At 73.2% G+C, this 20,613-nt stretch carries 21 protein-coding genes and 1 pseudogene; 10 read left to right on the top strand and 12 right to left on the bottom strand.

Going from position 1 to position 20,613, the window contains the following annotated elements:
* Positions 1-20 precede the first annotated feature (20 nt).
* Positions 21-2,036, bottom strand: coding sequence for an NADPH-dependent 2,4-dienoyl-CoA reductase (locus BU52_RS25515; RefSeq protein ID WP_037938415.1), 2,016 nt, complete (start codon positions 2,034-2,036; stop codon positions 21-23).
* A gap of 105 nt (positions 2,037-2,141) precedes the next feature.
* Positions 2,142-2,513 carry a hypothetical protein gene (locus BU52_RS25510; protein WP_037938413.1) on the bottom strand — a complete coding sequence of 124 codons (372 nt, stop codon included), beginning with the start codon at positions 2,511-2,513 and terminating at the stop codon, positions 2,142-2,144.
* 239 nt (positions 2,514-2,752) lie between these two features.
* Between BU52_RS25510 and BU52_RS25505 the strand changes: the two genes are divergently transcribed.
* Positions 2,753-4,834, top strand: coding sequence for a SpoIIE family protein phosphatase (locus BU52_RS25505; protein ID WP_037938410.1), 2,082 nt, complete (start codon positions 2,753-2,755; stop codon positions 4,832-4,834).
* A gap of 78 nt (positions 4,835-4,912) precedes the next feature.
* Here the strand turns inward: BU52_RS25505 and BU52_RS25500 are convergent, their stop codons facing one another.
* Positions 4,913-5,662: a putative protein N(5)-glutamine methyltransferase gene (locus BU52_RS25500; RefSeq protein WP_037938407.1), complete on the bottom strand. Its 750-nt coding sequence runs from the start codon at positions 5,660-5,662 to the stop codon at positions 4,913-4,915.
* 379 nt (positions 5,663-6,041) lie between these two features.
* Between BU52_RS25500 and BU52_RS25495 the strand changes: the two genes are divergently transcribed.
* The 4 genes from BU52_RS25495 (at position 6,042) to BU52_RS25480 (ending at position 9,868) form a co-directional block, all read left to right on the top strand.
* Entirely contained in the window at positions 6,042-6,647 is a 606-nt protein-coding gene (locus BU52_RS25495) for a sulfite oxidase-like oxidoreductase (protein ID WP_037938405.1), read from the top strand.
* 43 nt (positions 6,648-6,690) lie between these two features.
* Entirely contained in the window at positions 6,691-7,467 is a 777-nt protein-coding gene (locus tag BU52_RS25490; protein ID WP_200881292.1) for a ferredoxin reductase, read from the top strand.
* Positions 7,468-7,984: 517 nt separating this feature from the next.
* Entirely contained in the window at positions 7,985-8,953 is a 969-nt protein-coding gene (locus tag BU52_RS25485) for an acetylxylan esterase (RefSeq protein WP_037938402.1), read from the top strand.
* 171 nt (positions 8,954-9,124) lie between these two features.
* Complete coding sequence (locus BU52_RS25480; RefSeq protein WP_037938399.1) at positions 9,125-9,868, top strand: GntR family transcriptional regulator; 744 nt, start codon at positions 9,125-9,127, stop codon at positions 9,866-9,868.
* 367 nt (positions 9,869-10,235) lie between these two features.
* Here BU52_RS25480 and BU52_RS25475 read toward each other — a convergent pair whose 3' ends face one another.
* Positions 10,236-10,964, bottom strand: a complete 729-nt coding sequence (locus BU52_RS25475; RefSeq protein WP_037938397.1) for a class I SAM-dependent methyltransferase — start codon at positions 10,962-10,964, stop codon at positions 10,236-10,238.
* A gap of 289 nt (positions 10,965-11,253) precedes the next feature.
* Here BU52_RS25475 and rho point away from each other — a divergent pair, with 289 nt between their 5' ends.
* On the top strand, positions 11,254-12,384 hold the full coding sequence (gene rho, locus BU52_RS25470) for a transcription termination factor Rho (protein ID WP_037938394.1): 1,131 nt from the start codon (positions 11,254-11,256) through the stop codon (positions 12,382-12,384).
* Positions 12,385-12,475: 91 nt separating this feature from the next.
* The gene (locus tag BU52_RS25465) at positions 12,476-13,636 is read left to right on the top strand and encodes a D-alanyl-D-alanine carboxypeptidase family protein (protein ID WP_037938391.1); all 1,161 of its coding nucleotides are present in this window, start codon (positions 12,476-12,478) and stop codon (positions 13,634-13,636) included.
* 13 nt (positions 13,637-13,649) lie between these two features.
* Here BU52_RS25465 and BU52_RS25460 read toward each other — a convergent pair whose 3' ends face one another.
* The 7 genes from BU52_RS25460 to BU52_RS25430 all read right to left on the bottom strand — a co-directional run bounded on the left by BU52_RS25460 (position 13,650) and on the right by BU52_RS25430 (position 17,907).
* The gene (locus BU52_RS25460; protein WP_037938388.1) at positions 13,650-14,582 is read right to left on the bottom strand and encodes a glutaminase; all 933 of its coding nucleotides are present in this window, start codon (positions 14,580-14,582) and stop codon (positions 13,650-13,652) included.
* Positions 14,576-15,613, bottom strand: a complete 1,038-nt coding sequence (locus BU52_RS25455; RefSeq protein WP_037938387.1) for an asparaginase — start codon at positions 15,611-15,613, stop codon at positions 14,576-14,578. The genes BU52_RS25460 and BU52_RS25455 overlap by 7 nt, the downstream gene beginning before the upstream one ends.
* Positions 15,613-16,281: a FadR/GntR family transcriptional regulator gene (locus BU52_RS25450; protein WP_037938386.1), complete on the bottom strand. Its 669-nt coding sequence runs from the start codon at positions 16,279-16,281 to the stop codon at positions 15,613-15,615. Before BU52_RS25450 ends, BU52_RS25455 begins: the two co-directional genes overlap by 1 nt.
* A gap of 127 nt (positions 16,282-16,408) precedes the next feature.
* Entirely contained in the window at positions 16,409-16,783 is a 375-nt protein-coding gene (gene crcB, locus BU52_RS25445; RefSeq protein WP_037938385.1) for a fluoride efflux transporter CrcB, read from the bottom strand.
* Positions 16,780-17,136 carry a DUF190 domain-containing protein gene (locus BU52_RS25440; protein ID WP_037938383.1) on the bottom strand — a complete coding sequence of 119 codons (357 nt, stop codon included), beginning with the start codon at positions 17,134-17,136 and terminating at the stop codon, positions 16,780-16,782. The genes crcB and BU52_RS25440 overlap by 4 nt, the downstream gene beginning before the upstream one ends.
* Positions 17,133-17,576, bottom strand: coding sequence for a fluoride efflux transporter FluC (locus BU52_RS25435; protein ID WP_037938381.1), 444 nt, complete (start codon positions 17,574-17,576; stop codon positions 17,133-17,135). Before BU52_RS25435 ends, BU52_RS25440 begins: the two co-directional genes overlap by 4 nt.
* Before the next feature lie 73 nt (positions 17,577-17,649).
* A complete protein-coding gene (locus BU52_RS25430) occupies positions 17,650-17,907 on the bottom strand; it encodes a helix-turn-helix domain-containing protein (protein WP_037938487.1) in 258 nt (85 codons plus the stop codon).
* 492 nt (positions 17,908-18,399) lie between these two features.
* On the opposite strand from BU52_RS25430, the gene BU52_RS25425 reads away from it, so the two are divergent.
* From BU52_RS25425 to BU52_RS25420, 3 genes and pseudogenes are all read left to right on the top strand, one after another.
* Positions 18,400-19,323 (top strand): proline iminopeptidase-family hydrolase, encoded by a 924-nt coding sequence (locus BU52_RS25425; protein WP_037938379.1) that lies wholly within the window; start codon positions 18,400-18,402, stop codon positions 19,321-19,323.
* Positions 19,324-19,422: 99 nt separating this feature from the next.
* Positions 19,423-19,598 (top strand): annotated as a pseudogene (locus BU52_RS36515) (substrate-binding domain-containing protein); the annotation flags it as partial.
* 105 nt (positions 19,599-19,703) lie between these two features.
* Positions 19,704-20,093, top strand: a complete 390-nt coding sequence (locus BU52_RS25420; protein WP_037938378.1) for a MarR family winged helix-turn-helix transcriptional regulator — start codon at positions 19,704-19,706, stop codon at positions 20,091-20,093.
* A 27-nt stretch (positions 20,094-20,120) separates the two neighbouring features.
* On the opposite strand, the gene BU52_RS25415 is transcribed toward BU52_RS25420, so the two are convergent.
* Positions 20,121-20,525 (bottom strand): SseB family protein, encoded by a 405-nt coding sequence (locus BU52_RS25415; protein ID WP_037938377.1) that lies wholly within the window; start codon positions 20,523-20,525, stop codon positions 20,121-20,123.
* Between the last annotated feature and the right edge of the window lie 88 nt (positions 20,526-20,613).

Raw genomic sequence — 20,613 nt, 5'->3', positions numbered from 1 at the left:
AGGGACGGGCCGCGCGTCCCCTACAGTGCCGCCGCCAGCTCCGTGCCCTGCTTGATGGCGCGCTTGGCGTCCAGCTCGGCGGCCACGTCGGCGCCGCCGATCAGGTGGACGGGCCGTCCGGCGGCGACGAGGCTCTCGTACAGGTCGCGGCGCGGCTCCTGACCGGTGCACAGGACGATCGTGTCGACCTCCAGGACCGTGCTCTCGCCGTCGACGGTGACGTGCAGCCCGGCGTCGTCGATCCGGTCGTAGCGCACGCCCGGGACCATGGTGACGCCGCGGTGCTTGAGTTCGGTGCGGTGGATCCATCCGGTGGTCTTGCCGAGGCCCGCGCCGACCTTGGACGTCTTGCGCTGGAGCAGGTGGACGGTGCGCGGCGGGGCGGGCCGCTCGGGCGCCGTGAGGCCGCCGGGGCCGCGGTAGTCGAGGTCGACGCCCCACTGGCGGAAGTACGTCTCGGGGTTCTCGTACGCCTTGTCGCCGCCGTCGGTGAGGAACTCGGCGACGTCGAAGCCGATGCCGCCCGCTCCGAGGATGGCGACCCGGTCACCGACGGGAGCGCCGTCGCGGAGCACGTCGAGGTAGCCGAGCACGCTCGGGTGGTCGACGCCGGGGATGTCGGGGGTGCGCGGGGTGACGCCGGTGGCGACGACGATCTCGTCGTGCCCGGCCACGTCGTCGGCGGTGACGCGGGTGTCCAGCCGTACGTCGACGGCCAGTTCGTCCAGCCGGGTGCGGAAGTAGCGCAGCGTCTCGTCGAACTCCTGCTTGCCGGGGACCCTGCGGGCCACGTTGAGCTGGCCGCCGATCGCGCTCGCTGCGTCGTACAGGGTGACGTCGTGGCCGCGTTCGGCGGCGCTGACGGCGCAGGCGAGGCCGGCCGGACCGGCGCCGACGACGGCGACGCGCTTGCGGCGGCGGGTCGGGGAGAGCACCAGTTCGGTCTCGTGGCAGGCGCGCGGGTTGACCAGGCAGGAGGTGATCTGCCCGCTGAAGGTGTGGTCGAGGCAGGCCTGGTTGCAGCCGATGCAGGTGTTGATTGCCTCGGGGCGGCCGTCGGCAGCCTTGGCGACGAAGTCCGGGTCGGCGAGCATCGGCCGGGCCACGGACACCATGTCCGCCGTGCCCTCGGCGAGCAACCGCTCGGCGAGTTCGGGGGTGTTGATGCGGTTGGTGGTGACGAGCGGGATCGACACCTCGCCCATGAGCCGCTTGGTGACCCAGGTGTAGGCGCCACGCGGCACGGAGGTGGCGATGGTGGGGATGCGGGCCTCGTGCCAGCCGATGCCGGTGTTGATGATGGTCGCCCCGGCGGCCTCGACGGCCCGGGCGAGGGTGATCACCTCGTCGAGCGTCGAACCGCCGGGCACGAGGTCGAGCATGGAGAGCCGGTAGATGACGATGAAGTCCTCGCCGACCGCCTCGCGTACCCGGCGCACGATCTCCAGCGGGAAGCGTATGCGGTTCTCGTACGAGCCGCCCCAGCGGTCGGTGCGCCGGTTGGTCTGCAGGGCGATGAACTCGTTGATGAGGTAACCCTCGGAGCCCATGATCTCCACGCCGTCGTAACCGGCCCGGCGGGCCAGGCGGGCGGCACGGGCGTAGTCCTCGATGGTCCGCTCGACGTCGGCGTCGGTCAGCTCGCGGGGCGGGAAGGGGCTGATCGGGGCCTGGATCGGGCTGGGCGCGACCAGGTCCCGGTGGTAGGCGTAGCGGCCGAAGTGCAGGATCTGCATCGCGATCCGCCCGCCCTCGCGGTGCACGGCGTCGGTGACCACCCGGTGCCGCTCGGCCTCCGCCTCGGTGGTGAGCCTGGCGCCGCCCTCGTAGGGGCGCCCCTCGTCGTTGGGCGCTATGCCGCCGGTGACGATCAGGCCCACTCCCCCGCGGGCCCGGGCGGCGTAGAAGGCGGCCATGCGCGCGAACCCGCCCTCCGCCTCTTCCAGGCCGACGTGCATCGAGCCCATGAGGACCCGGTTGGGCAGGGTCGTGAAGCCCAGGTCGAGGGGGCTCAGCAGGTGGGGGTAACGGCTCATCGGGCCCTCCGTGCGCGGTGTCGTGCCTGTAGTTGTAAGGCACGCACCCGGCTTTATGCAACTAGTTGCATAAGCGTGACGGAGGGCACAGCGGCCGGTGGGGCGTCACCCGCTTTCGAGCCGGACGTGCAGTTCCTCCTCCTGGTCGCCCGGGACCGTGCTCAGCTCGTGCACGGTGAACAGGGAGTCCAGGGTGGCGCGGAACCGGCCGACGGCCCAGTAGCCGCCCTGCACGTCGGCGTCGACCGACGACGACAGCCGGACCGGGCGGACACCGCCCTCGTGCGCGTCGGCGACGTCGAACGTGCCGAGCCACACCGTGGGCCGGGTCTCGTGGAACTTCTCGGGTACGTCGTCGGCGCACCGGTCGGACGCGAAGCACGCGCACAGCGTGTCGAACACGACGCGCGCGTCCTCCTTGCTGCATCCGCTGATCTCGACCGAGACGGATTCCGGGTGCGGTTGCCGGCTGCCCATCGTGACGCTCCTCTCGTGGCCACTGCCGTCCCACCCCCGTCTCAGCAAAGCACCACACGCCGGGGAGCACTACCCGCGCGCCCCGCGGCGGTGGCTGCCACGCGGGGCACTCGCCGCGAGGGTGCGAGAAGCTGGAACCGGAGGGCACGAGCGGCGGAAAATCGTCTTCGGGCGCGGTAGAACAAGGGGTGACGGCACCGTGAAGGGGTGTCGTGGAATCGGCGAAGGCGGGGCGTGGGATGAGTGCAGCGGGGTCACCTCCGGCCGGCGGTGACGGACCGGTGCGCGGGCCGGTGCGTCCCAGCGGGCTGCTCGACGTGCTGCGCGTGGCCTCGGTGGTCCTCGACATCGAGGGCCGGATCGTACTGTGGAGCCCGCAGGCCGAGGAACTGTTCGGGTACGGCGCGCAGGAGGCGCTGGGCCAGTACGCCGCCCGGATCATGGTGCACGAGGAGCACATGGACCTCGTGGTGAAGCTGTTCGCCGACGTCATGCGCACCGGCCGGAGCTGGGCCGGTGCCTTCCCGATCCGGCGCAAGGACGGCGGGACCCGGCTGGTGGAGTTCCGCAACATGCGGCTGCTGGACGACCGGGGCGACGTCTACGCCCTCGGCCTCGCGGTGGACCAGTCGACCGTGCGCCGGCTTGAGCAGGACGTGGCACTGTCCACCCGGATCGTCGCCCAGTCCCCCATCGGACTGGCCGTGCTGGACTCCGGCCTGCGGTACGTCTCGGTGAATCCGGCGCTGGAGCAGATCAACGGCATCCCGGCCGAGGAGCACCTGGGCCGCACCGTCCGGGAGGTGCTGCCGCTGGTGAACGCCGACGCGCTCGAGGACGCCGCCCGGCAGGTCCTGGACACCGGCCGGCCCGTCGTCGACCGGTCCACGACCGGCCGCACCCCGGCCGCACCGGACGAGGACCGCGCCTGGTCGGTCTCGCTGTACCGGCTGGAGAACGCGCTCGGCACGGTGCTGGGCGTGGCCGTGTCGGTGGTGGACATCACCGAGCAGCACCGGGCGAACGCCGAGGCCGAGACCGCGCGGCGGCGGCTCGCCGTGATCGCCGACGCCTCCGCCCGGATCGGCACCACGCTGGATCTGGACCGGACGGCCGGCGAGCTCGCCGACGTGGCCGTGCCGGAGCTGGCCGACGCGGCGGCGGTGGACCTGCTGGACGCGGTGGTGCGGGGCCGTCGCAGCACCCTCGGACCCGCCGAGCCGGCGCTGATCCGGGCGCTGGCGGTGCGCTCGGTGGACCCGGACGGCACAGCGGCGGCGGCCGACCCCACGGGCAGGGTGACCCGGTACGCACCGGACCGGCTGATCACCGAGTGCGTACGCACCGGGCTGCCCGTGGTGGTGCCGCAGGTGAAGGACGAGGACCTGGCACGGATCGCCCGCTCGCCGGAGGCGGCGGACGTGCTGGCCCGGGCGGGCGTCCACTCGTATCTCGCGGTGCCGCTGATCGCGCGCGGGGAGGTGCTCGGTGCGCTCGACCTCATCCGCACGCGCACGCCCCGGCCCTTCGACGAGGACGATCTGCTGCTCGCGCGGGAGCTCGCCTCCCGCGCGGCCGTGCAGATCGACAACGCCCGCTGGTACCAGAACGCCCGCGACACCGCCCTCACCCTCCAGCGGAGTCTGCTGCCGAGTCATCCGCCCGTGACGGGCGGTCTCGAGGTCGCCTCCCGCTACCAGCCGGCGGGCGCCACCAGCGAGGTGGGCGGCGACTGGTTCGACGTGATCCCCCTGGGGGACGACAGGACGGCCCTCGTCGTGGGGGACGTGATGGGCAGCGGCATCCCCGCCGCGGCCACCATGGGGCGGCTGCGCACGGCGACCCACACCCTCGCCTCCCTGGGCCTGGACCCGGCCGTCCTCCTGGAGCACCTGGACCGCATCACCGGCGGTCTCGACCAGGCGATCGCGACCTGCGTCTACGCCGTCCACGACCCCCGCGAGCGACTGTGCTCCATCGCCAACGCCGGGCACCTGCCGCCGGTCCGGGTCAGGGCCGGACACGCACCCGAACTGCTCGAGCTGCCCACGGGGGTGCCGCTGGGCGTGGGCGGGGTCGCCTTCTCGACCACCACGGTCGAACTGGAGCCCGGCGACCGGCTGGTCTTCTACACCGACGGTCTCGTGGAGACGCGCCGGCACACGCTGGACGAGCGCCTGGACCGGCTGCTCGCCCTGCTGAACCGCCCCGGGCACTCCCTTGAGGAGGTCTGCGACCTGCTGCTGCGCACGCTCCACGAACCCGACAACTTCGACGACGTGGCCCTGCTGATCGCCCACGCGACGACGCCGGACGCCTGAGCGCCTCCGCGCTCCTGGGAGAGGGCCGAAGATCTTGGCCGGATCAGCGGGAGTCCGGCCAGGATCCTCAGTGCCCTCCTAGGCCCTGACACCGACCACGACATGGGCGTACCGCTCCTCGCAGACGGCCAGACGGGGCCGCAGCCCCGCGCCGGTGAACGCGTCGACGGCGGCGGGGGCCTGCCGACTGCTCGTCTCCACCAGGAGGCGGCCACCGGGGGCGAGCCATCCGGGCGCCCCGGCGGCGACCCGGCGCAGCACGTCGAGGCCGTCCGCGCCGCCGTCGAGCGCGACGCGCGGCTCGTGGTCACGGGCCTCCGGGGGCAGCAGGCCGATCTCGTCGCTCGGTACGTACGGCACGTTCGCCGCGAGGATGTCGACGCGGCCCCGCAGTCCGCCGGGGAGCGCGTCGAACAGGTCGCCCGTGTGAACCCGCCCGCCGAAGCCCGCCACGTTGCGGCGGGCGCAGCGCACGGCGGCCGGATCGATGTCGGCGGCGTGCAGTTCCGCCCCGCGGAGCCCGGCCGCCAGGGCCGCGCCGACGGCCCCCGAACCGCAGCACAGGTCCACGACGACGGCAGCGTCCGGCACCTGCGCCAGAGCCTGTTCGACGAGGAACTCGGTGCGCCTGCGGGGCACGAAGACACCGGGTTCCACGGCGATGCGCCGGCCGCGGAACCCGGCCCAGCCGACGACGAGTTCGAGGGGCAGGCCGGCTGCCCGGCGCTCGACCATCGAGGCGATGTCCCCTGGGGTCGGCGCGGCGTCGAGGATCAACTCGGCCTCGTCCTCGGCGAAGACGCACCCGGCGGCGCGGAGGTCCGCCACGACGGCGTCGCGGGAGGGCGGCGGGGAGGGGCGGCCGGCCGAGGGCGCGGAGCCTGGTACGGAGTGGTGAGAGGTGTGGGAGGGCCTGTGCGGCAAGAGCCTGAGCCTTTCGGGAGCCGAAGGGCGCTCTTCTGGGTCACCTGCCGGCGGCGGACCGTACGGCTTCGAGGGGAGAGCACCCGACCTGACGAGCGGTAATGGGTCTCACCTCCTCGGCTTCCATGGCTGGGCGGATCCGCAGCCGGACGGCCACAGTACCCGACGATCTCCGCGGTCGTACCGCGTTCAGGACATGAGCGGCGCGCGGGGCCGGGGTGGTGTCGCGTACGGTTGAACTCGGAAACACTTGAGCACCAGTCGCAACGGAATCGCCGATCACGTGAACATCACCCGAGGCTTCACCGGCCGCCCCCGTGTGGACGATCCCGGGCTGCCGCCCGGCCAGTACGACGCGGGCGACGAATGGCCCGTCCTCTCCGCCGAGGTCACCCCCGACCTCGCACCCGAGGACTGGACGTTCCGGATCGACGGGCTCGTGGCCGAGCCCCGGACCTGGGACTGGGAGCAGGCGCACGCCCTGCCGGCCTCGGCGTACGAAGGTGCCATCCACTGCGTCACGAGCTGGTCGAAGTTCGGGGTGCGGTTCGGTGGTGTCTCGCTGGACGCGTTCCTGGACGTGGTCCGGCCCCGGGCGACAGCCACCCATGTGGTCGCGTACGCACACACCGGCTACACCGCCGGCCTGCCGCTCGCCGATGTGACCGGCGGCCGGGCCTGGATCGCCTGGGAGTACGACGGCCGGCCGCTGCCCGCCGAGCACGGCGGTCCGGCGCGGCTGCTGGTGCCGCACCTGTACTTCTGGAAGAGCGCCAAGTGGATCGCGGGACTGCGGCTCCTGGACCACGACGAGCCGGGCTTCTGGGAGGACAACGGCTACCATCCGCGCGGCAACCCCTGGGAGGAGCAGCGGTACTCCGGTGACTGAGGCCAAGGGGAGAACGGCTCGCGTGAGCGAGGGGAGGACGCGCGTGACGCGGACGCAGGTGACCGCACCGGAGCGGTTCGCTCCGCCGACGCGGTTCGCCGTGCCCGGACGCATCGGGGTCAGCGAGCGGACCACGTCCGTGTGGCGGACGGCCACACTCACGGAGGTCCGCCGCGAGACCCCCCGCGCGTCGACCTTCCGGTTCGCGGTGCCCGGCTGGCCGGGGCATGTTCCCGGCCAGCATCTGATGCTGCGGCTGACCGCCGCGGACGGTTATGTGGCCCAGCGCCACTACTCGATCGCGTCGGCGCCGGACGACTCCGGGCACGTCGAGCTGACACTGGACCACGTGGAGGGCGGCGAGGTATCGGGCTGGTTCCACACGGTGGCCCGCCCCGGTGACCGGATCGAGGTGCGCGGCCCGCTCAGCGGCTTCTTCGCCTGGCCGGGCGACCGGCCCGCGCTGCTGGTGGGCGCAGGCTCCGGGGTGGTCCCGCTGATGTCGATGGTGCGGCACCACCGGGCGCGGGACATGCGGCTCCCGCTGCGCCTGCTGGTGTCGGCCCGCCGGCCCGAGGAACTGATCTACGCACGCGAGTTCGGGGCGGAGACCACCCCGGTGTTCACGCGGAGCGCCCCGGAGGGTGTGCCCGTGGGACGTATGACGGACGCACATGTAGCGCCGCTCCTCGCCAAGCAGCCTCCCGGTGGGTGGGAAGCCTATGTGTGCGGCTCCAACTCCTTCGCCGAGCACGCCTCCCGGCTGCTGGTGGCGGCCGGCCAGCCCGTGGAGCGGATACGGATCGAGCGCTTCGGCTGACGGGCGCGGTCCCGTTTCCGGTGGGGCCCGTGCGGTGCGTCGCTGCGGGAGTGGCCGGGCACCCGGCCGCGGGCGCCGGGCGCCGGTGAGGGGGAAGTCGCCCGTGCCGTGGTCCGGTACGGCTGCCGGCGCCCTCGGCGGTGAGGGCAGGGAGGTCGAGATGCGCGCGCGAGTGCTGTGCCGGCGGTCGGACGTCGCCGAGGAGTGGACGGCGCCGGCCGTCGTCGTAGTGCTGTGTCCGGCGGCCCCGCCGGCGGGGGTGCTCGCCGCCCGGTGGGCGTACGGCGAGAGCGCGGGCGACCGCGCTGGAGCAGCGTGCCCAGCGCCACCGTGTGCGGGCCGAGGTCCCGGGGCGTGGGCCCGTACGGAACCGGAGTGGACGCGCCGCGACGCCTGAGGGGGCAATCGCTTTCTACGTGCTTCACCTGGAGCTTCTCCCGCGGGCTCTGGCGATGCCGCCGATCGTCCACGTACCGTGTCATCGCTTCGCACTATCGCTTCACGAAGGCGGTTCCTGATGGCCCTGTTCGACCTTCCGCTCGACGAACTGCGCGAGTACCGCAGCGCCTCCACGGCGCCCGACGACTTCGACGCGTTCTGGTCCCGGACGCTCGGGGAGGCGCGCGCGCACGACCTCGACGCCCGTTTCGAGCCGGTCGACACGGGCCTGTCCACGGTGCGGGTCTTCGACGTGACGTTCGCCGGTTTCGGCGGCCACCCCGTGAAGGGCTGGCTCACCCTGCCGGCCGACGCAGACGCGCCGCTGCCACTGGTGGTGGAGTTCATCGGGTACGGCGGGGGGCGTGGACTGCCCCATGAGCATCTGCTGTGGGCGTCGACGGGACGGGCCCACTTCGTGATGGACACACGCGGACAGGGCAGCGCCTGGGGCGCCGGGGGCGGCACCCCGGATCCGGTGGGCGGCGCCCCGGCGTACCCCGGGTTCATGACGCGGGGCATCGACGCGCCCGAGAACCACTACTACCGCCGCGTGTTCACGGACGCCGTCCGCGCGGTGGAGGCGGCGCGGTCGCACCCGCTGACCGACGCGAGCCGTACCGTGGCCGTCGGCGCCAGTCAGGGCGGGGGCATCTCCCTGGCGGTGGGTGGCCTCGTGCCGGACCTCGCGGGCGTCGCGCCGGACGTGCCGTTCCTGTGTGACTTCCCGCGTGCCACGACCCTCACCGACCGGCACCCCTACCGGGAGGTCGGCCTCTACCTGAAGACGCACCGCGGCCGCTCCGAGGACGTCCTGCGCACCCTGTCGTACTTCGACGGCGTGCACTTCGCCGCGCGCGGCCGGGCCCCGGCGCTCTTCTCGGCGGCACTGGAGGACCAGACGTGCCCGCCCTCGACGGTGTTCGGCGCCTTCAACGCCTGGGCGCACGAGGACAAGGCCATCGAGGTGTACGACTTCAACGACCACGAGGGCGGCGGTCCGTTCCAGGAGGCGGCCAAGCTGCGCTGGATGCGGTCGTACATCTGACGGATGGTCCGGTCGCGGCTGCGGCCGCTGTCGCGGTCCCGGTTACCGGTACACCGCATGCTTCCGGCCTAACTGCCGGACCTCTCTTCCCTGTTGGTGTAGACCAATGGTAGATGTGGTGGCCCAATGAGCCCGCACGGCTACGGAACGTCACCAACAGGAGGGCGCGGCATGGCCCGCACCACCCCGCACGACCACCCGCTCACCGAAGGGGAGCCCTTGTACCGGAAGATCGCGACGCAGTTGCTCGGCGAGCTGCACGACGGGACGATTCCGCCCGGCGAACGTCTCCCGGGAGAGCGGCAGTTGGCCGAGCACTTCGGGGTCAGCCGGGAGACCGTACGGCAGGCGCTGCAATTGCTGCGCCGTGACGGACTGGTCGCCACCGACCGGCGGGGCAGTCACGCCGCGCTGCCGGGCCTGCCGGTGGAGACGCCGGCCTCCTCCGGTTTCCCGCTCGGCGCCGGAGGTGCCGCCCATAACGCGGTGACCAGGACCACCGTCGCCTGGGAGGCTCCGCCGCCGGGACACGCCGAGGCGCTGGACGTGGCGCCCGGCCGGCCGACGCTGGTCCACCGCTACTGGTCGGCGTCGGCCGGCGGGCGCGAACTGCGGACCGCGGTGACATCGTTTTCCGCCGTGGCACTGGCGGAGGTCGAGGAGCTGTCCCGCTACCGGGACCGGGCCGACGGCACGTGTGCCGCGGAGCTGCGACGGGCCTACGACTGGATGCGCCGGGCGGGGCTGTCGCTGCACCACCGCGACACCATCACGCGGATCGCGGGGACGCCGTCGGTCCGGGTGACTCGGCGGGTGCACGACCAGTTCGGCCGTCCGCTGGAGGTCACGGAACTGGTGATGGACGCTCAGGAAGACGTGCTGGTCTACGAGTTCATGGTGCCCGCCGCGGTCTGACCCCGGCAGCGTGCCTGTGGCGCGGCGATCCGTGGGGTGGGGGCCCGGGTGGCGCCCGCGGTCGGTGCGTGGGTCCGGTCCGGTCCGGTTTGGGGGTGTCCGTCCTGGGACTGGCGCGACAGGGTCGCCCGGTGGAGGTGCGGGGCGTTTGTTCGCACCCGCCGCTGCGGGCGCACACCCCCGCCCCGCCCTCTTCCCGCCGTACGCGCCGGCCGGTCACTTCCCCGCCCCGCGCACCGACCGCTCTGCCGTCGCCCGCTTCCGCGGGCAGTCGTGCCGGTGGGGCGACGGGGGTCCGCCTGCTCGAGCGAAGCCGAGAGGGGGGCACAGCGGCACACCGCCGGCGCCGGGCGGCGCCGATGCCGGGCTACGCGTCCGAGCGTGACGCGACGACCAGGCGGGCCCTCGGGCTGCCGTCCCTGCGCCGGCCGAACTCCGGCAGTGCCCAGAACTCCACCCGGAAGCCCGCCCGGGCCAGCCCACGCCACACATCACCGAAGCGGACCGCGCGGTAGTACATCACGAACGGCGGACGCCAGACGGCGTTGCGCACCCGCATCGCCGCGTCGAACCCCAGCAGCACCGCGTGGGCCGGCGTGCCCGGCCGGGGCGGCGCGACCACGGGGAAGACGAAGCGCCCGCCGGGCCGCAACACCGAGTGCACCTGCGCGAACACCCCCGCCATCTCTCGCGGCAGGAAGTGCCCGAAGGCGCCGAAACTCACCACCAGGTCGAAGACCGGCCGGAACGGCAGGGCCCGCGCATCGGCCCGCACCCAGCCGACCGGCGGCCCCTGCGGCCTGATCCGTTCCCGTGCGACCTCCAGCATGCCCGTGCTGAAGTCCACGCCCGTGACGCTCTCCTCGCACACCTGCCTCAGGACGTCGACACCCGCGCCGGTGCCGCAGCAGAGGTCGAGCCCCGAGGCGTACGGACCCGTCGGCAACAGCGCCGAGACCGTGGCGTCGAGCACCGAATCCGGCGTGCGGAAGGGGGTGTGGTCGAACTTCGGGGCGAGGAGGTCGTACCCGCGTTCCACGGACGACAGCGCCTGGACGGCGAGTTCACGCAGGCTGGGGCCTTCGGGGCTGAACATCCGACCAGCCTAGGGGAGGGCATCGCTGACGGCCGTCCCCCACACGGTGGTACGGTGGCGGTAGCACTCGGTGTACGCCCCTGTTCGGGCGTCGGTGCTTGTTCTCTCCGGTTCGCCGCACTGTCCGTCGTTTCCGACGCAGCGGCTCTCCCGCAGCACCTCGTCGGCCGGGTTTCTCCCGCCGTGACCGCGGTGTTTCCTCCGCCCGGGCGTGTGTCCGCCCTTCAGTGCGGTCTCTTCCCCTTCCCTTGCACAGCCCCGTTCGTCGTCCGTGAAAGGACCGGCCCACATGACCACGACCATCGATCACCCTCCTGTTCGGCGACAGCCCCAGGTCGTCAGCGGTGTCCTCGACATCGACGAGGCCGGACAGGGGCGTCTGCGCGCCGGGGACTGCCTGGCCTCGCCCTCCGACGCGTCCGTCTCCCCCGCGCTGCTGCGCCGCCACGGCCTGCGCAAGGGCGACCGGGTGGAGGGCTTCCGCGGTGACGGCCGCGGTCTCACCGGCGTCACCCGGGTCGACGGCCGGACACCCGACGCGCTGTGCGGCCGGCCGCACTTCCGGGACCTGACACCGCTTCACCCTGAGGAGCGGCTGCGTCTCGAGCACCCGGCGTCCGGGCTCGCGGGGCGGGTGGTGGACCTGTTCGCACCGGTCGGCAAGGGGCAGCGCGGGCTGCTCGTCGCCCCGCCGAAGACCGGCAAGACCGTCCTCCTGCAGCAGCTCGCCGCGGCGGTCACGGGGAACCACCCGGAATGCCGGCTGATGGTGGTGCTGCTCGACGAACGGCCCGAGGAGGTGACCGACATGAGGCGGTCGGTGCGCGGCGAGGTGTACGCCTCGACCTTCGACCGGCCGGCCAAGGAGCACATCGCTCTCGCCGAGCTGGTCGTCGAGCGGGCCAAGCGCCTGGTCGAGGCCGGGGAGGACGTCGTCGTGCTGCTCGACTCGCTGACCCGTCTGTGCCGGGCGTACAACAACGCGGCCGCGTCGAGCGGGCGCACCCTCAGCGGTGGCGTGGACGCTTCCGCGCTGCTCGGGCCCAAGCGGTTCTTCGGTGCCGCCCGCCGGGCCGAGGAGGGCGGTTCGCTCACGATGCTGGCCTCGGTCCTGGTGGAGACCGGGTCGCGCGCCGACGAGTTCTGGTTCGAGGAGCTCAAGAGCACCGGTTCCATGGAGCTGCGGCTGAGCCGCGAGGCCGCCTCCCGGCGGCTGTTCCCCGCCGTCGACCTCGTCGGCTCGGGCACCCGGCGCGAGGAACTGCTGCTCGGTCGAGCCGAGTTGGACGCCGTGCGGGGTCTGCGGCGAGCCCTGGGGTCCCGGGACGGGCAGACCGGTCTGGAGACGCTGCTCGGGCGGATGCGCGAGACCCCCGACAACGCGACGTTCCTGCGGCGCGTCCAGCCGACTCTGCCCTGACGGCGCGGCGGCGTGCGGCATCCGGGTGCTCGCGGACGGCCTCCGGCCGGGGCAGCGCCCTGTTCGGGGGCTCCCTTCCTACGTTTGCGGTATGACTATCGGATTTGCTTCACGGGCTGTCGTGTCGACCTGCGCGCTCTGCGCGGCGGGCATGCTGGTGCTCGCACCCGCCGCGGCGACCACCGGCACCGGCGTCGACCCGGGGCCACGGGCGACGGCCGTTTCCGCGTCGCTGCTGTACCGGCCCGGTACGCATGTCCGTCCGCGTCCTGGTGCGCCCGAGGTCCCGACCCTGTCCGCCCGTGCCTGGCTGGTCGCCGACGCGCGTACCGGCGAGGTGCTGGCGGCGCACGACGCTCACCGCAGGCTGGCGCCCGCCAGCACCCTCAAGACGCTCTTCGCCCTCACCGTGCTGCCGATCCTGCCTGCCGGCATCACACACCGGGTCACCGCCGAGGAACTGGCGGGCATCGGCCCCGGAAGCAGTCTCGTCGGCGTGGCCGAGAACCGCGGGTACCGTGTGTCCGACCTGTGGAACGGGGTGTTCCTGAGCTCCGGCAACGACGCCGTGCGCGTGCTGGCGGAGCTCAGCGGCGGCTGGCGGGCCACGGCCCGGCGGATGCAGGCCAAGGCCCGCGCCCTGGGCGCCCGCGACACCCGGGTCACGTCGCCCGACGGCTACGACGCACCCGGACAGGTGTCCTCCGCCTTCGACCTGGCGGTGTTCGGCCGGGCCGGGCTGCGCAACCCCGAGTTCGCCCGGTACTGCGCCCGGGAGGAGGCGCGGTTCCCGGCCCGCGACGGCGGCTCCTACGGGATCCGCAACACCAACCGGCTGCTCACCGGCGCGGAAGGCGTCGCACCGTACCGGGGTCTCGTCGGGATCAAGAACGGCTACACCAGCAACGCCGGGAACACGCTGGTGGCGGCCGCGCGGCGCGATGGCCGCACCCTCGTGGCGACCGTGATGAACCCGCGTGCGGGCGACGGGTTCGCGGTGTACGAGGAGGCGCGCTCGCTGCTCGACTGGGGGTTCGAGGCGGCCGGGCGGGTCGATCCGGTGGGCTCGCTGGACGCCCTGCGGACCGGACCGCTGCGGGGACCGGAGGCGGAGTCCGCGGCGGTGCCGGTGCGGCGGGACGACGGCCCCGGCCGCACGGTGCCCTGGACGATCGCCGGTGCCGCGCTGCTGGGCGGCGCGGGGACGGCCCTGTTCCTGCGGCTCAGGTGGGGCCCGGTGCCGGCGGACTGACCGGCCCGCGAGGTCAGAACACCGAGAGGCCGGTGAGCGTCGTGAAGCGGTCCAGCGCGGCGACACCCGACACCGAGTTGCCCCGCTCGTCCAGGCCGGGACCCCACACGCACAGGGTGCACCTGCCCGGGACGACGGCGATGATCCCGCCGCCGACCCCGCTCTTGCCCGGCAGGCCCACCCGGTAGGCGAACTCGCCGGCCGCGTCGTACGTCCCGCAGGTCAGCATCACGGCGTTCACCTGTTTGGCCTGGCTGCGGCTCAGCAGCCGGGTGCCGTCGGCGCGGACGCCGTGGCGGGCGAGGAATCCCGTCGCCAGGGCGAGGTCGGCACAGGACGCGGCGACGGAGCACTGACGGACGTACTGGTCGAGCAGGACCGGCACCGGATTGTCGATGTTGCCGTAGGACGCCATGAAGTGGGCCAGGGCCGCGTTGCGGTCACCGTGGGCGGCCTCGGAGGCTGCGACCTCCCTGTCGAAGGTGAGCCCGGGGTTGCCGCTCTCCGCCCGCAGGAAGGCGATCAGCTCACCCGCCGCGTCCCCCGTACGGGTGTGCAGGCGGTCGGTGACGACGAGGGCGCCCGCGTTGATGAACGGGTTGCGCGGGATGCCGTTCTCGTACTCCAGCTGCACCAGGGAGTTGAAGGGGTTGCCGGAGGGCTCGCGGCCCACGTGCTCCCACAGGGCGTCGCCCTCGCGGGCCAGGTCGAGGGCGAGCGTGAACACCTTGGTGACGGACTGTGCAGAAAACGGCTGCCGCCAGTCCCCCACCCCGTACACCGTGCCGTCCGGCTCGGCGACGGCCATGCCGAAGCGTCTCGGGTCGCAGGCCGCGAGCGCCGGGATGTAGTCGGCGGGCCGGCCATGGCCGGGGGTCCGCCCGATCTCCTCGGCGATGCGCTCCAGGACCGGCTGGAAGCCCTTCGACGGCGTCACGGTCACCAGTGTCCCGAGAACGCTTCGGTGCGGGCCGGCACACCTACCGGATCGAGCGCCGCCACCGGCCGGACGTCGCCGACCGGCTGCCCCCCGCCGAGGAGCGGCTCCCGCGTGAACGCCGCGAGCAGGGACGGGTCCACTCCCGCGCGCGCCAGCGCCCCCGCTGCCACCGGGACGCGCGCCCGGGAGGCCCCGTCGGCGATCTTCACGGCGACGGCGCCGCCGTCGGGCAGGGCGGCGACCTGTACGCCCTCGAAGCCGTCCTTGGCGAGCAGGCCGGGGACGGCCCGCATCAGCGCGGCCACGTCGCGGCCGGAGCCGGAGGCCATCTCGGCGTGCTCGCGCATCGCGTCGGCGACACGGGCCTCCGGGGTGCCGGGAGCGGCGGTGGTGATCCGGGCGGCGGCACGGGCGAGACCGTGCAGGGAGACGGCGAAGAGGGGGGCGCCGCAGCCGTCGACGGAGACCGTGGCGACGCGCTGGCCGGTGAGGTCCTCGACGATCTCCGCGATCGCCTGCTGGAGGGGGTGGACGGGATCGAGGTAGTCGTCGAGGGACCAGCCGTTCAGCGCGGCCGTGCAGAGCATCGCGGCGTGCTTGCCCGAGCAGTTCTGGGCGAGCCGGGACGGCGGCCGCCCGTCGCGCACCCAGGTGTCCCGGAAGGCCGGCTCGAACGGCAGGTCGGGGACGTTGCGGAGGTGGTCCTCGGTCAGTCCGGCCCGTTCCAGGATGCGCCGGACACCGGCGAGGTGGCGTTCCTCGCCGGAGTGGCTGGCCGCGGCGAGCGACAGCAGCTCGCCGTCCAGCGGGAGTCCCGCGCGGACCATCGCCACCGCCTGGACAGGCTTGAGTGCGGAGCGCGGGTAGCAGGCCGCCTCGATGTCGCCGAGCCGGAACCGGACCTCGCCGTCGGGGCCGAGGACCACGACGGAGCCGTAGTGGACGCCTTCCACGATCCCGCCGCGTATCAGGTGGGCGACGGGGGCGTGGTGGGGCTCGCGGATCGGGGGTGCGTCCGCGGCGAGACTGGTGTACATCACACTGCCTGGTGGGAGGGGTGGGCCGATGCGCGGCGCACGATGTCGGTGAGGGTGGTCTCGACGCGGTCGAGATGGTGGGTCATGGCCTCGACGGCGTCCTGCTCGCAGCCGTCGGTCAGCGCCTCGACGATCGCCCGGTGCTCGCGGTTGGACTGTTCCCGGCGGCCACCGAGTTCGTTGAGGAAGGCGGACTGGCGGGCCAGGGCGTCCCGGATCTCCTCGATGACCCGGCGGAACACCGGGTTCTGGGCGGCCTCGGCCACGGCGAGGTGGAACAGGGTGTCCATCGCCACCCACGCGGTGGTGTCCGTCTCCCGTTCCATCCGGTCCAGGAGGTGGCTGAGGTGGTCCAGGTTCTCCGGGGTGCGGCGCCGGGCGGCGTATCCGGCGACCGGGATCTCGATGTGCCGGCGCACCTCCAGCAGATCGCTGGCCGCGTAGTCGCCGAAGGTGGGGTCCTCCACGGCGTCGGCCACGACGAAGGTGCCCTTGCCGGTCCTGGACACGGTCAGGCCCATGGTCTGCAGGGCGCGCAGCGCCTCACGGAGCACGGGCCGGGAGACCTCCAGGGTGCGGCACAGCTCCGCTTCGGAGGGGAGCTTGTCGCCTATGGCGTAGTCGCCGCGCTCTATGGCGCCGCGGAGGTGGGTGAGCACCGCTTCCATCGCGCTGACGCGCCGCGGGCCCGTACCACCTGTCTGGCTGTCTGACAGGTTCACGGGGCGATCCTGTGGGGTGGACGTGAGCGCTGTCAAGGCGTGGCGCCGGCCGCGGTCTCCGACGCGTTGCGCGCTACGGCCACACAGCGCCGGCCAGGGCCGCGCCCGCGAAGGCCGCGCCCACGCCCGCCACCACGCTCGCCACGACGTTCACCGCCGCGTAGCGGCGGGCGCCGGTCCCGGCCAGGCGCAGCGTCTCGTAGGAGAAGGTGGAGTAGGTGGTCAGGGCTCCGCACAGGCCGGTACCGAGCAGCAGCCGGAGGTCGGATCCGGCGGCGCCCGCGGCCGCCGCGCCGGTGAGCAGGCCGAGGACGAAGGAGCCGGTGACATTGACCGTGAAGGTGCCCCAGGGGAACACCGAGTCGTGCCGGGACTGCACCGCACGGTCGGTGAGGTAGCGCAGCGGGGCGCCGACCATGGCGCCCAGGACCACGTACAACCAGCTCACCGGGCCTCCCCGCCCGGGGCGCCGCGCGCGTGGCGGACGACCTCGCAGTGGTCGAGCAGGATCAGGCCCTCGGTGACGAGCGCGTCGAGTTCGGGGAGGAAGGCCCGGACGCGCTCCTCGGTGTCGACGACGACGACCGCCACCGGCAGGTCCTCGCTCAGGGAGAGCAGCCGGGAGGTGTGCACGAGGGAGGACGCGCCGAAGCCCTCGACGCCGCGGAAGACACTGGCACCGGCGAGCCCGGCGGCATGGGCCCGGTGGACGATCTCCGAGTACAGGGGCCGGTGCCGGAAGGTGTCGTTCTCCCCGACCAACACGGTCAGGCGCAGGACGGTGCCGGTCAGCCGCGTCATGGCTGCCTCCTGATCAGTACACGGCGGGTCGCCGATGCGGCCGTCCACACGGCGGCGAGGGCCGCGACCGGGGTGAGGCCGAGGCAGAGGAGTCCGGCGCCGGGACGGCCGCCGTCGAGCAGGTTCCGCACGTCGACGGCGTACGTCGAGAAGGTGGTGAAGCCACCCAGGACGCCGGTGCCGAAGAACGGACGGACCAGGGGGTGGGCGGTGCGGACCTCGGTGACGATCACCATGAACGCGCCGATCACGGCGCAGCCGGCGACATTGACCCAGAGGACCGTCCAGGGAAATCCGCCCGCCGGCGTCGGCCACCACAGGGAGGCGGCGTACCTGGCCGCCGCCCCCGCTCCCCCGCCCAGCGCGACCGTCGCGACGACGGGTGCCTGGGCGCGGACGGCGGGGCGGGCCCGAAGGCCCTCGGTTTCCGGGGCTCTCACCGTCGTACGTCTCCCACTCGCTCGGGATCAGCGTAACGGCCGGGAAGGGCGCCTGGCACTCCGGGGACGCGGGCTACCAGCCCTTCTCGAACAGCTGCGCCACCTCGGCGATGCGTATCTCGTCGCGCCGGTAGCGCAGCCGGTCACCGGAGCGGCCGGTGCAGAGCAGGCCGAGGGACGTCAGCAGCCGGAGGTGGGTGAGGGCCACCGGGTGAGGGACGCCGAGCCCGGCGGCCACGTCGTCCGCGGTGAGCCCGTGCTCGGCGGTACCCGGTTCGCCCAGCCACGCCAGGATGCGCAGCCGTGTCCCGTCGACGGGGGTCCTCAACATCTCGTCCACCTCCGCGCGCCCGGGCCTTCCTGGCTCGGACGCCCTCCCACTGTGCCGCGTGCGGGACCTCCGTGTCCCGGACCGCCGGCACCTTGTCCGGGACCCAACGTCCTTGCACTGCAGGGCCGTTCGACCTCAGGTCCCACCTGTGGCGGACCCATGCCGTCGCGGGCGGCGCGCGGTCGTCGTAGCCGAACAGGGCATGGTTCCCGCAAAGACCCTGACGGCGGCAAGCAGAGCCGGCCGGCTGACGATCTCGACAGCGCTCCTATGTGGCGTGTGTCCGGCACCTTTTGCCGGACATCTCCTGAAATCTTTGGAAGGAGACAGAACGACGAGATCACTGAAACGGTGGGGCAGGGCGAGGGCGAGCGGACGCGCCGGGGCTACGGCCGAACGGGACCCCCGCCGAGAGGACCGCCACCCGTTTTCCCCTGGGAGTCATTCGTGCCGACGACGCAACCACTGCCGCCCGCGACCACGCAGGGGTGGATGGAGGGCCCACACGGCCGTACCTGGTACCGGATCACCGGGAGTCTCGATGTCTCGCGGGCGCGGGGACTCACCCCGCTGCTGGTACTGCACGGCGGGCCGGGCTTTCCGCACGACTACCTGCTGAACATCGCCCGGCTGGGAGAGACGGGTCGCGCCGTCGTCCACTACGACCAACTGGGCTGCGGCCGCTCCACCCACCTGCCCGACGCCGACCCCGGTCTGTGGACCGTCGACCTGTTCCTCGACGAACTCGACGCGCTGCTCGCCCATCTCGGGATCAGCGGGAACCACACCGTGCTGGGACAGTCCTGGGGCGGCATGCTCGCCACGGAGCACGCGGTACGGAGACCGGCCGGCCTGCGCGCGATGGTCCTGGCGGACACTCCGGCGTCGATGCCCCTGTGGCGCAGTGGGGTGGAGCGATTGCGCCGGGCGCTGCCCCGCGAGGTGCAGGAGGTTCTGGACCGTCATGAAGCGGCCGGCACCACGGGTTCACCGGAGTACGCGAAGGCCGCGCAGGCTTTCTACGACCGCCATCTGCTGCGGGTCAGGCCGTATCCGCCCGAGGTGGCTGCCAGTTTCGCCCGGTGGGAGGAGGACCCCACCGTCTACCACACGATGATCGGTCCCAGCGAGTTCGATGTGACCGGCACCCTGCGTGACTGGTCGGCGGTGGACCGGCTGGCGTCGGTCAGTGTGCCCTCGCTCGTGCTGCGCGGCGAACACGACGAGGCCACCCCCGAATGCGTCGGGCCGTTCGCCGAGTGCGTGGCAGGTGCGCAGATGCGCGTGTTCCCGGAATCGAGTCACATGCCCCACATCGAGGAGGCGGGAGCGTTCCGTGACGCCGTCGGTACCTTCCTCGCGCGGCACGACGCCGGCGGAGGAAGCCTTTGGCGGTCCGCGCGGGCAGGGCGGTGAGGGCGAGTCCGGCCACGAGCGGCGGCAGCGGGGCCCGGACTCCGTCCCCTGAGCCCGCGGCCGGTGTGCTCACGCGGGCGGGACGCCGTGTTCGTCTGCCGGGTGCCGCAGGACGTCGCGGTCGGCGGTTTCGACGGCTCCCCCGCGGCCGTCGCGGCGAGACCGGAACCGACCACGATCCGCCGGCCGTGGGACCGTGCATCAGCACGGAGACGGTGCGGGTGCTGTCGGCCCGGACCGGCGGCGAGGACCCGGCCGCGGTGAATGTGCCGACGAGCAGGGGAAGCGGGACTCCAGCCGGGGTGCGCATGCGGCGGCCGGCCTCCACGGGCCCGCCCCTGCACGTTCATTGAAAGTCGAACAAATGTTACCGTGCGGGTATGGCAGCGAACACGGCCGGGGCGGGGCTCGAGGAGCGGTGGCGGGACATCCTCGCCGTGCACGCGCGCACGCTGGGCGAGATCGACCGGTCGCTGAACCCGTACGGCCTCGGGGCGTCCGACTTCGAGGTGCTCGACCTGCTCGCGGCCGCGACGCCCGCCGAGGGTGAGCAGTGCAGGGTGCAGAACTTGGTCGGCCGGGTCCACCTCAGCCAGAGCGCGCTGTCGCGCCTCATCGCCCGGCTGGAGAAGGACGGCCTGGTCGAGCGCAGTGTGTGCCTGGAGGACCGGCGCGGCGTGTACGTGGCGCTCACGGCCAAGGGCCGCGCCCTGCACGCCGAGGCGCTGCCGGTGCAGCGCGCCGCCCTGGCCCGCGCGCTGGGCGAGTAGCGCGCCGGCCGGAGCGGCTCCGTCGGGTCACGGGCGGGCCAGCAGGGTGCGCACCCCCTCCGAGGTGAGGGTGAGGCGGTGCTCGGAACTGCCGTCGATGGTGAGCGACAGGTCGTCGGCCGGCCACTGCGCGGCGAGCGCGCCGAGGGGGACCAGACGGTAACGGGAGACGAACGGCAGCAGCCCGGCCATCTCCAGTTCGGACGTGAACACGGGCACCACCTGCGTGCCTCCCGGCTGCTCCAGCACCGGAAGGGCGACCGCGCCGGGGTCGGCGGCCTCCTCGTCACCGGCGTCGTCCGGCACCGGGATCAGCACGTCGCTGTTCGCGAGGGCGTCCAGCGCCATCGTGTCCTCGGTGTTCTCCGACAGAGCGTCCAGGGCCCGCTGCGCGGGCGTGGGGGCGTTGTTCTCGTGCGCGGGTGTCTCCATGGCAGATTCCCTGGTAGCGGCGGTCGTACGGCCCGCCCGGGACGGACTGGCGGCCCGGGCACAATGCTGCACGCGTACCCGTTCGCAT

Origin of the sequence: Streptomyces toyocaensis, assembly GCF_000725125.1 — a bacterium.
Taxonomy (GTDB): Bacteria; Actinomycetota; Actinomycetes; order Streptomycetales; family Streptomycetaceae; genus Streptomyces; species Streptomyces toyocaensis.
Note: the sequence above shows the minus strand (reverse complement) of the source record. Positions and strands in the feature narration are given on the sequence as shown.

Excerpts from the sequence above, each read along its gene's own strand:
- BU52_RS25480 (WP_037938399.1), top strand. The coding sequence starts at position 9,125 with ATGGCCCGCACCACCCCGCACGACCACCCGCTCACCGAAGGGGAGCCC.
- BU52_RS25415 (WP_037938377.1), bottom strand. The coding sequence starts at position 20,525 with ATGGAGACACCCGCGCACGAGAACAACGCCCCCACGCCCGCGCAGCGG.
- BU52_RS25515 (WP_037938415.1), bottom strand. The coding sequence starts at position 2,036 with ATGAGCCGTTACCCCCACCTGCTGAGCCCCCTCGACCTGGGCTTCACG.
- BU52_RS25420 (WP_037938378.1), top strand. The coding sequence starts at position 19,704 with ATGGCAGCGAACACGGCCGGGGCGGGGCTCGAGGAGCGGTGGCGGGAC.
- BU52_RS25440 (WP_037938383.1), bottom strand. The coding sequence starts at position 17,136 with ATGACGCGGCTGACCGGCACCGTCCTGCGCCTGACCGTGTTGGTCGGG.
- BU52_RS25465 (WP_037938391.1), top strand. The coding sequence starts at position 12,476 with ATGACTATCGGATTTGCTTCACGGGCTGTCGTGTCGACCTGCGCGCTC.
- BU52_RS25485 (WP_037938402.1), top strand. The coding sequence starts at position 7,985 with ATGGCCCTGTTCGACCTTCCGCTCGACGAACTGCGCGAGTACCGCAGC.
- BU52_RS25505 (WP_037938410.1), top strand. The coding sequence starts at position 2,753 with ATGAGTGCAGCGGGGTCACCTCCGGCCGGCGGTGACGGACCGGTGCGC.
- BU52_RS25450 (WP_037938386.1), bottom strand. The coding sequence starts at position 16,281 with ATGGAAGCGGTGCTCACCCACCTCCGCGGCGCCATAGAGCGCGGCGAC.
- BU52_RS25430 (WP_037938487.1), bottom strand. The coding sequence starts at position 17,907 with ATGTTGAGGACCCCCGTCGACGGGACACGGCTGCGCATCCTGGCGTGG.
- BU52_RS25510 (WP_037938413.1), bottom strand. The coding sequence starts at position 2,513 with ATGGGCAGCCGGCAACCGCACCCGGAATCCGTCTCGGTCGAGATCAGC.
- BU52_RS25425 (WP_037938379.1), top strand. The coding sequence starts at position 18,400 with ATGGAGGGCCCACACGGCCGTACCTGGTACCGGATCACCGGGAGTCTC.
- BU52_RS25455 (WP_037938387.1), bottom strand. The coding sequence starts at position 15,613 with ATGTACACCAGTCTCGCCGCGGACGCACCCCCGATCCGCGAGCCCCAC.
- BU52_RS25475 (WP_037938397.1), bottom strand. The coding sequence starts at position 10,964 with ATGTTCAGCCCCGAAGGCCCCAGCCTGCGTGAACTCGCCGTCCAGGCG.
- rho (WP_037938394.1), top strand. The coding sequence starts at position 11,254 with ATGACCACGACCATCGATCACCCTCCTGTTCGGCGACAGCCCCAGGTC.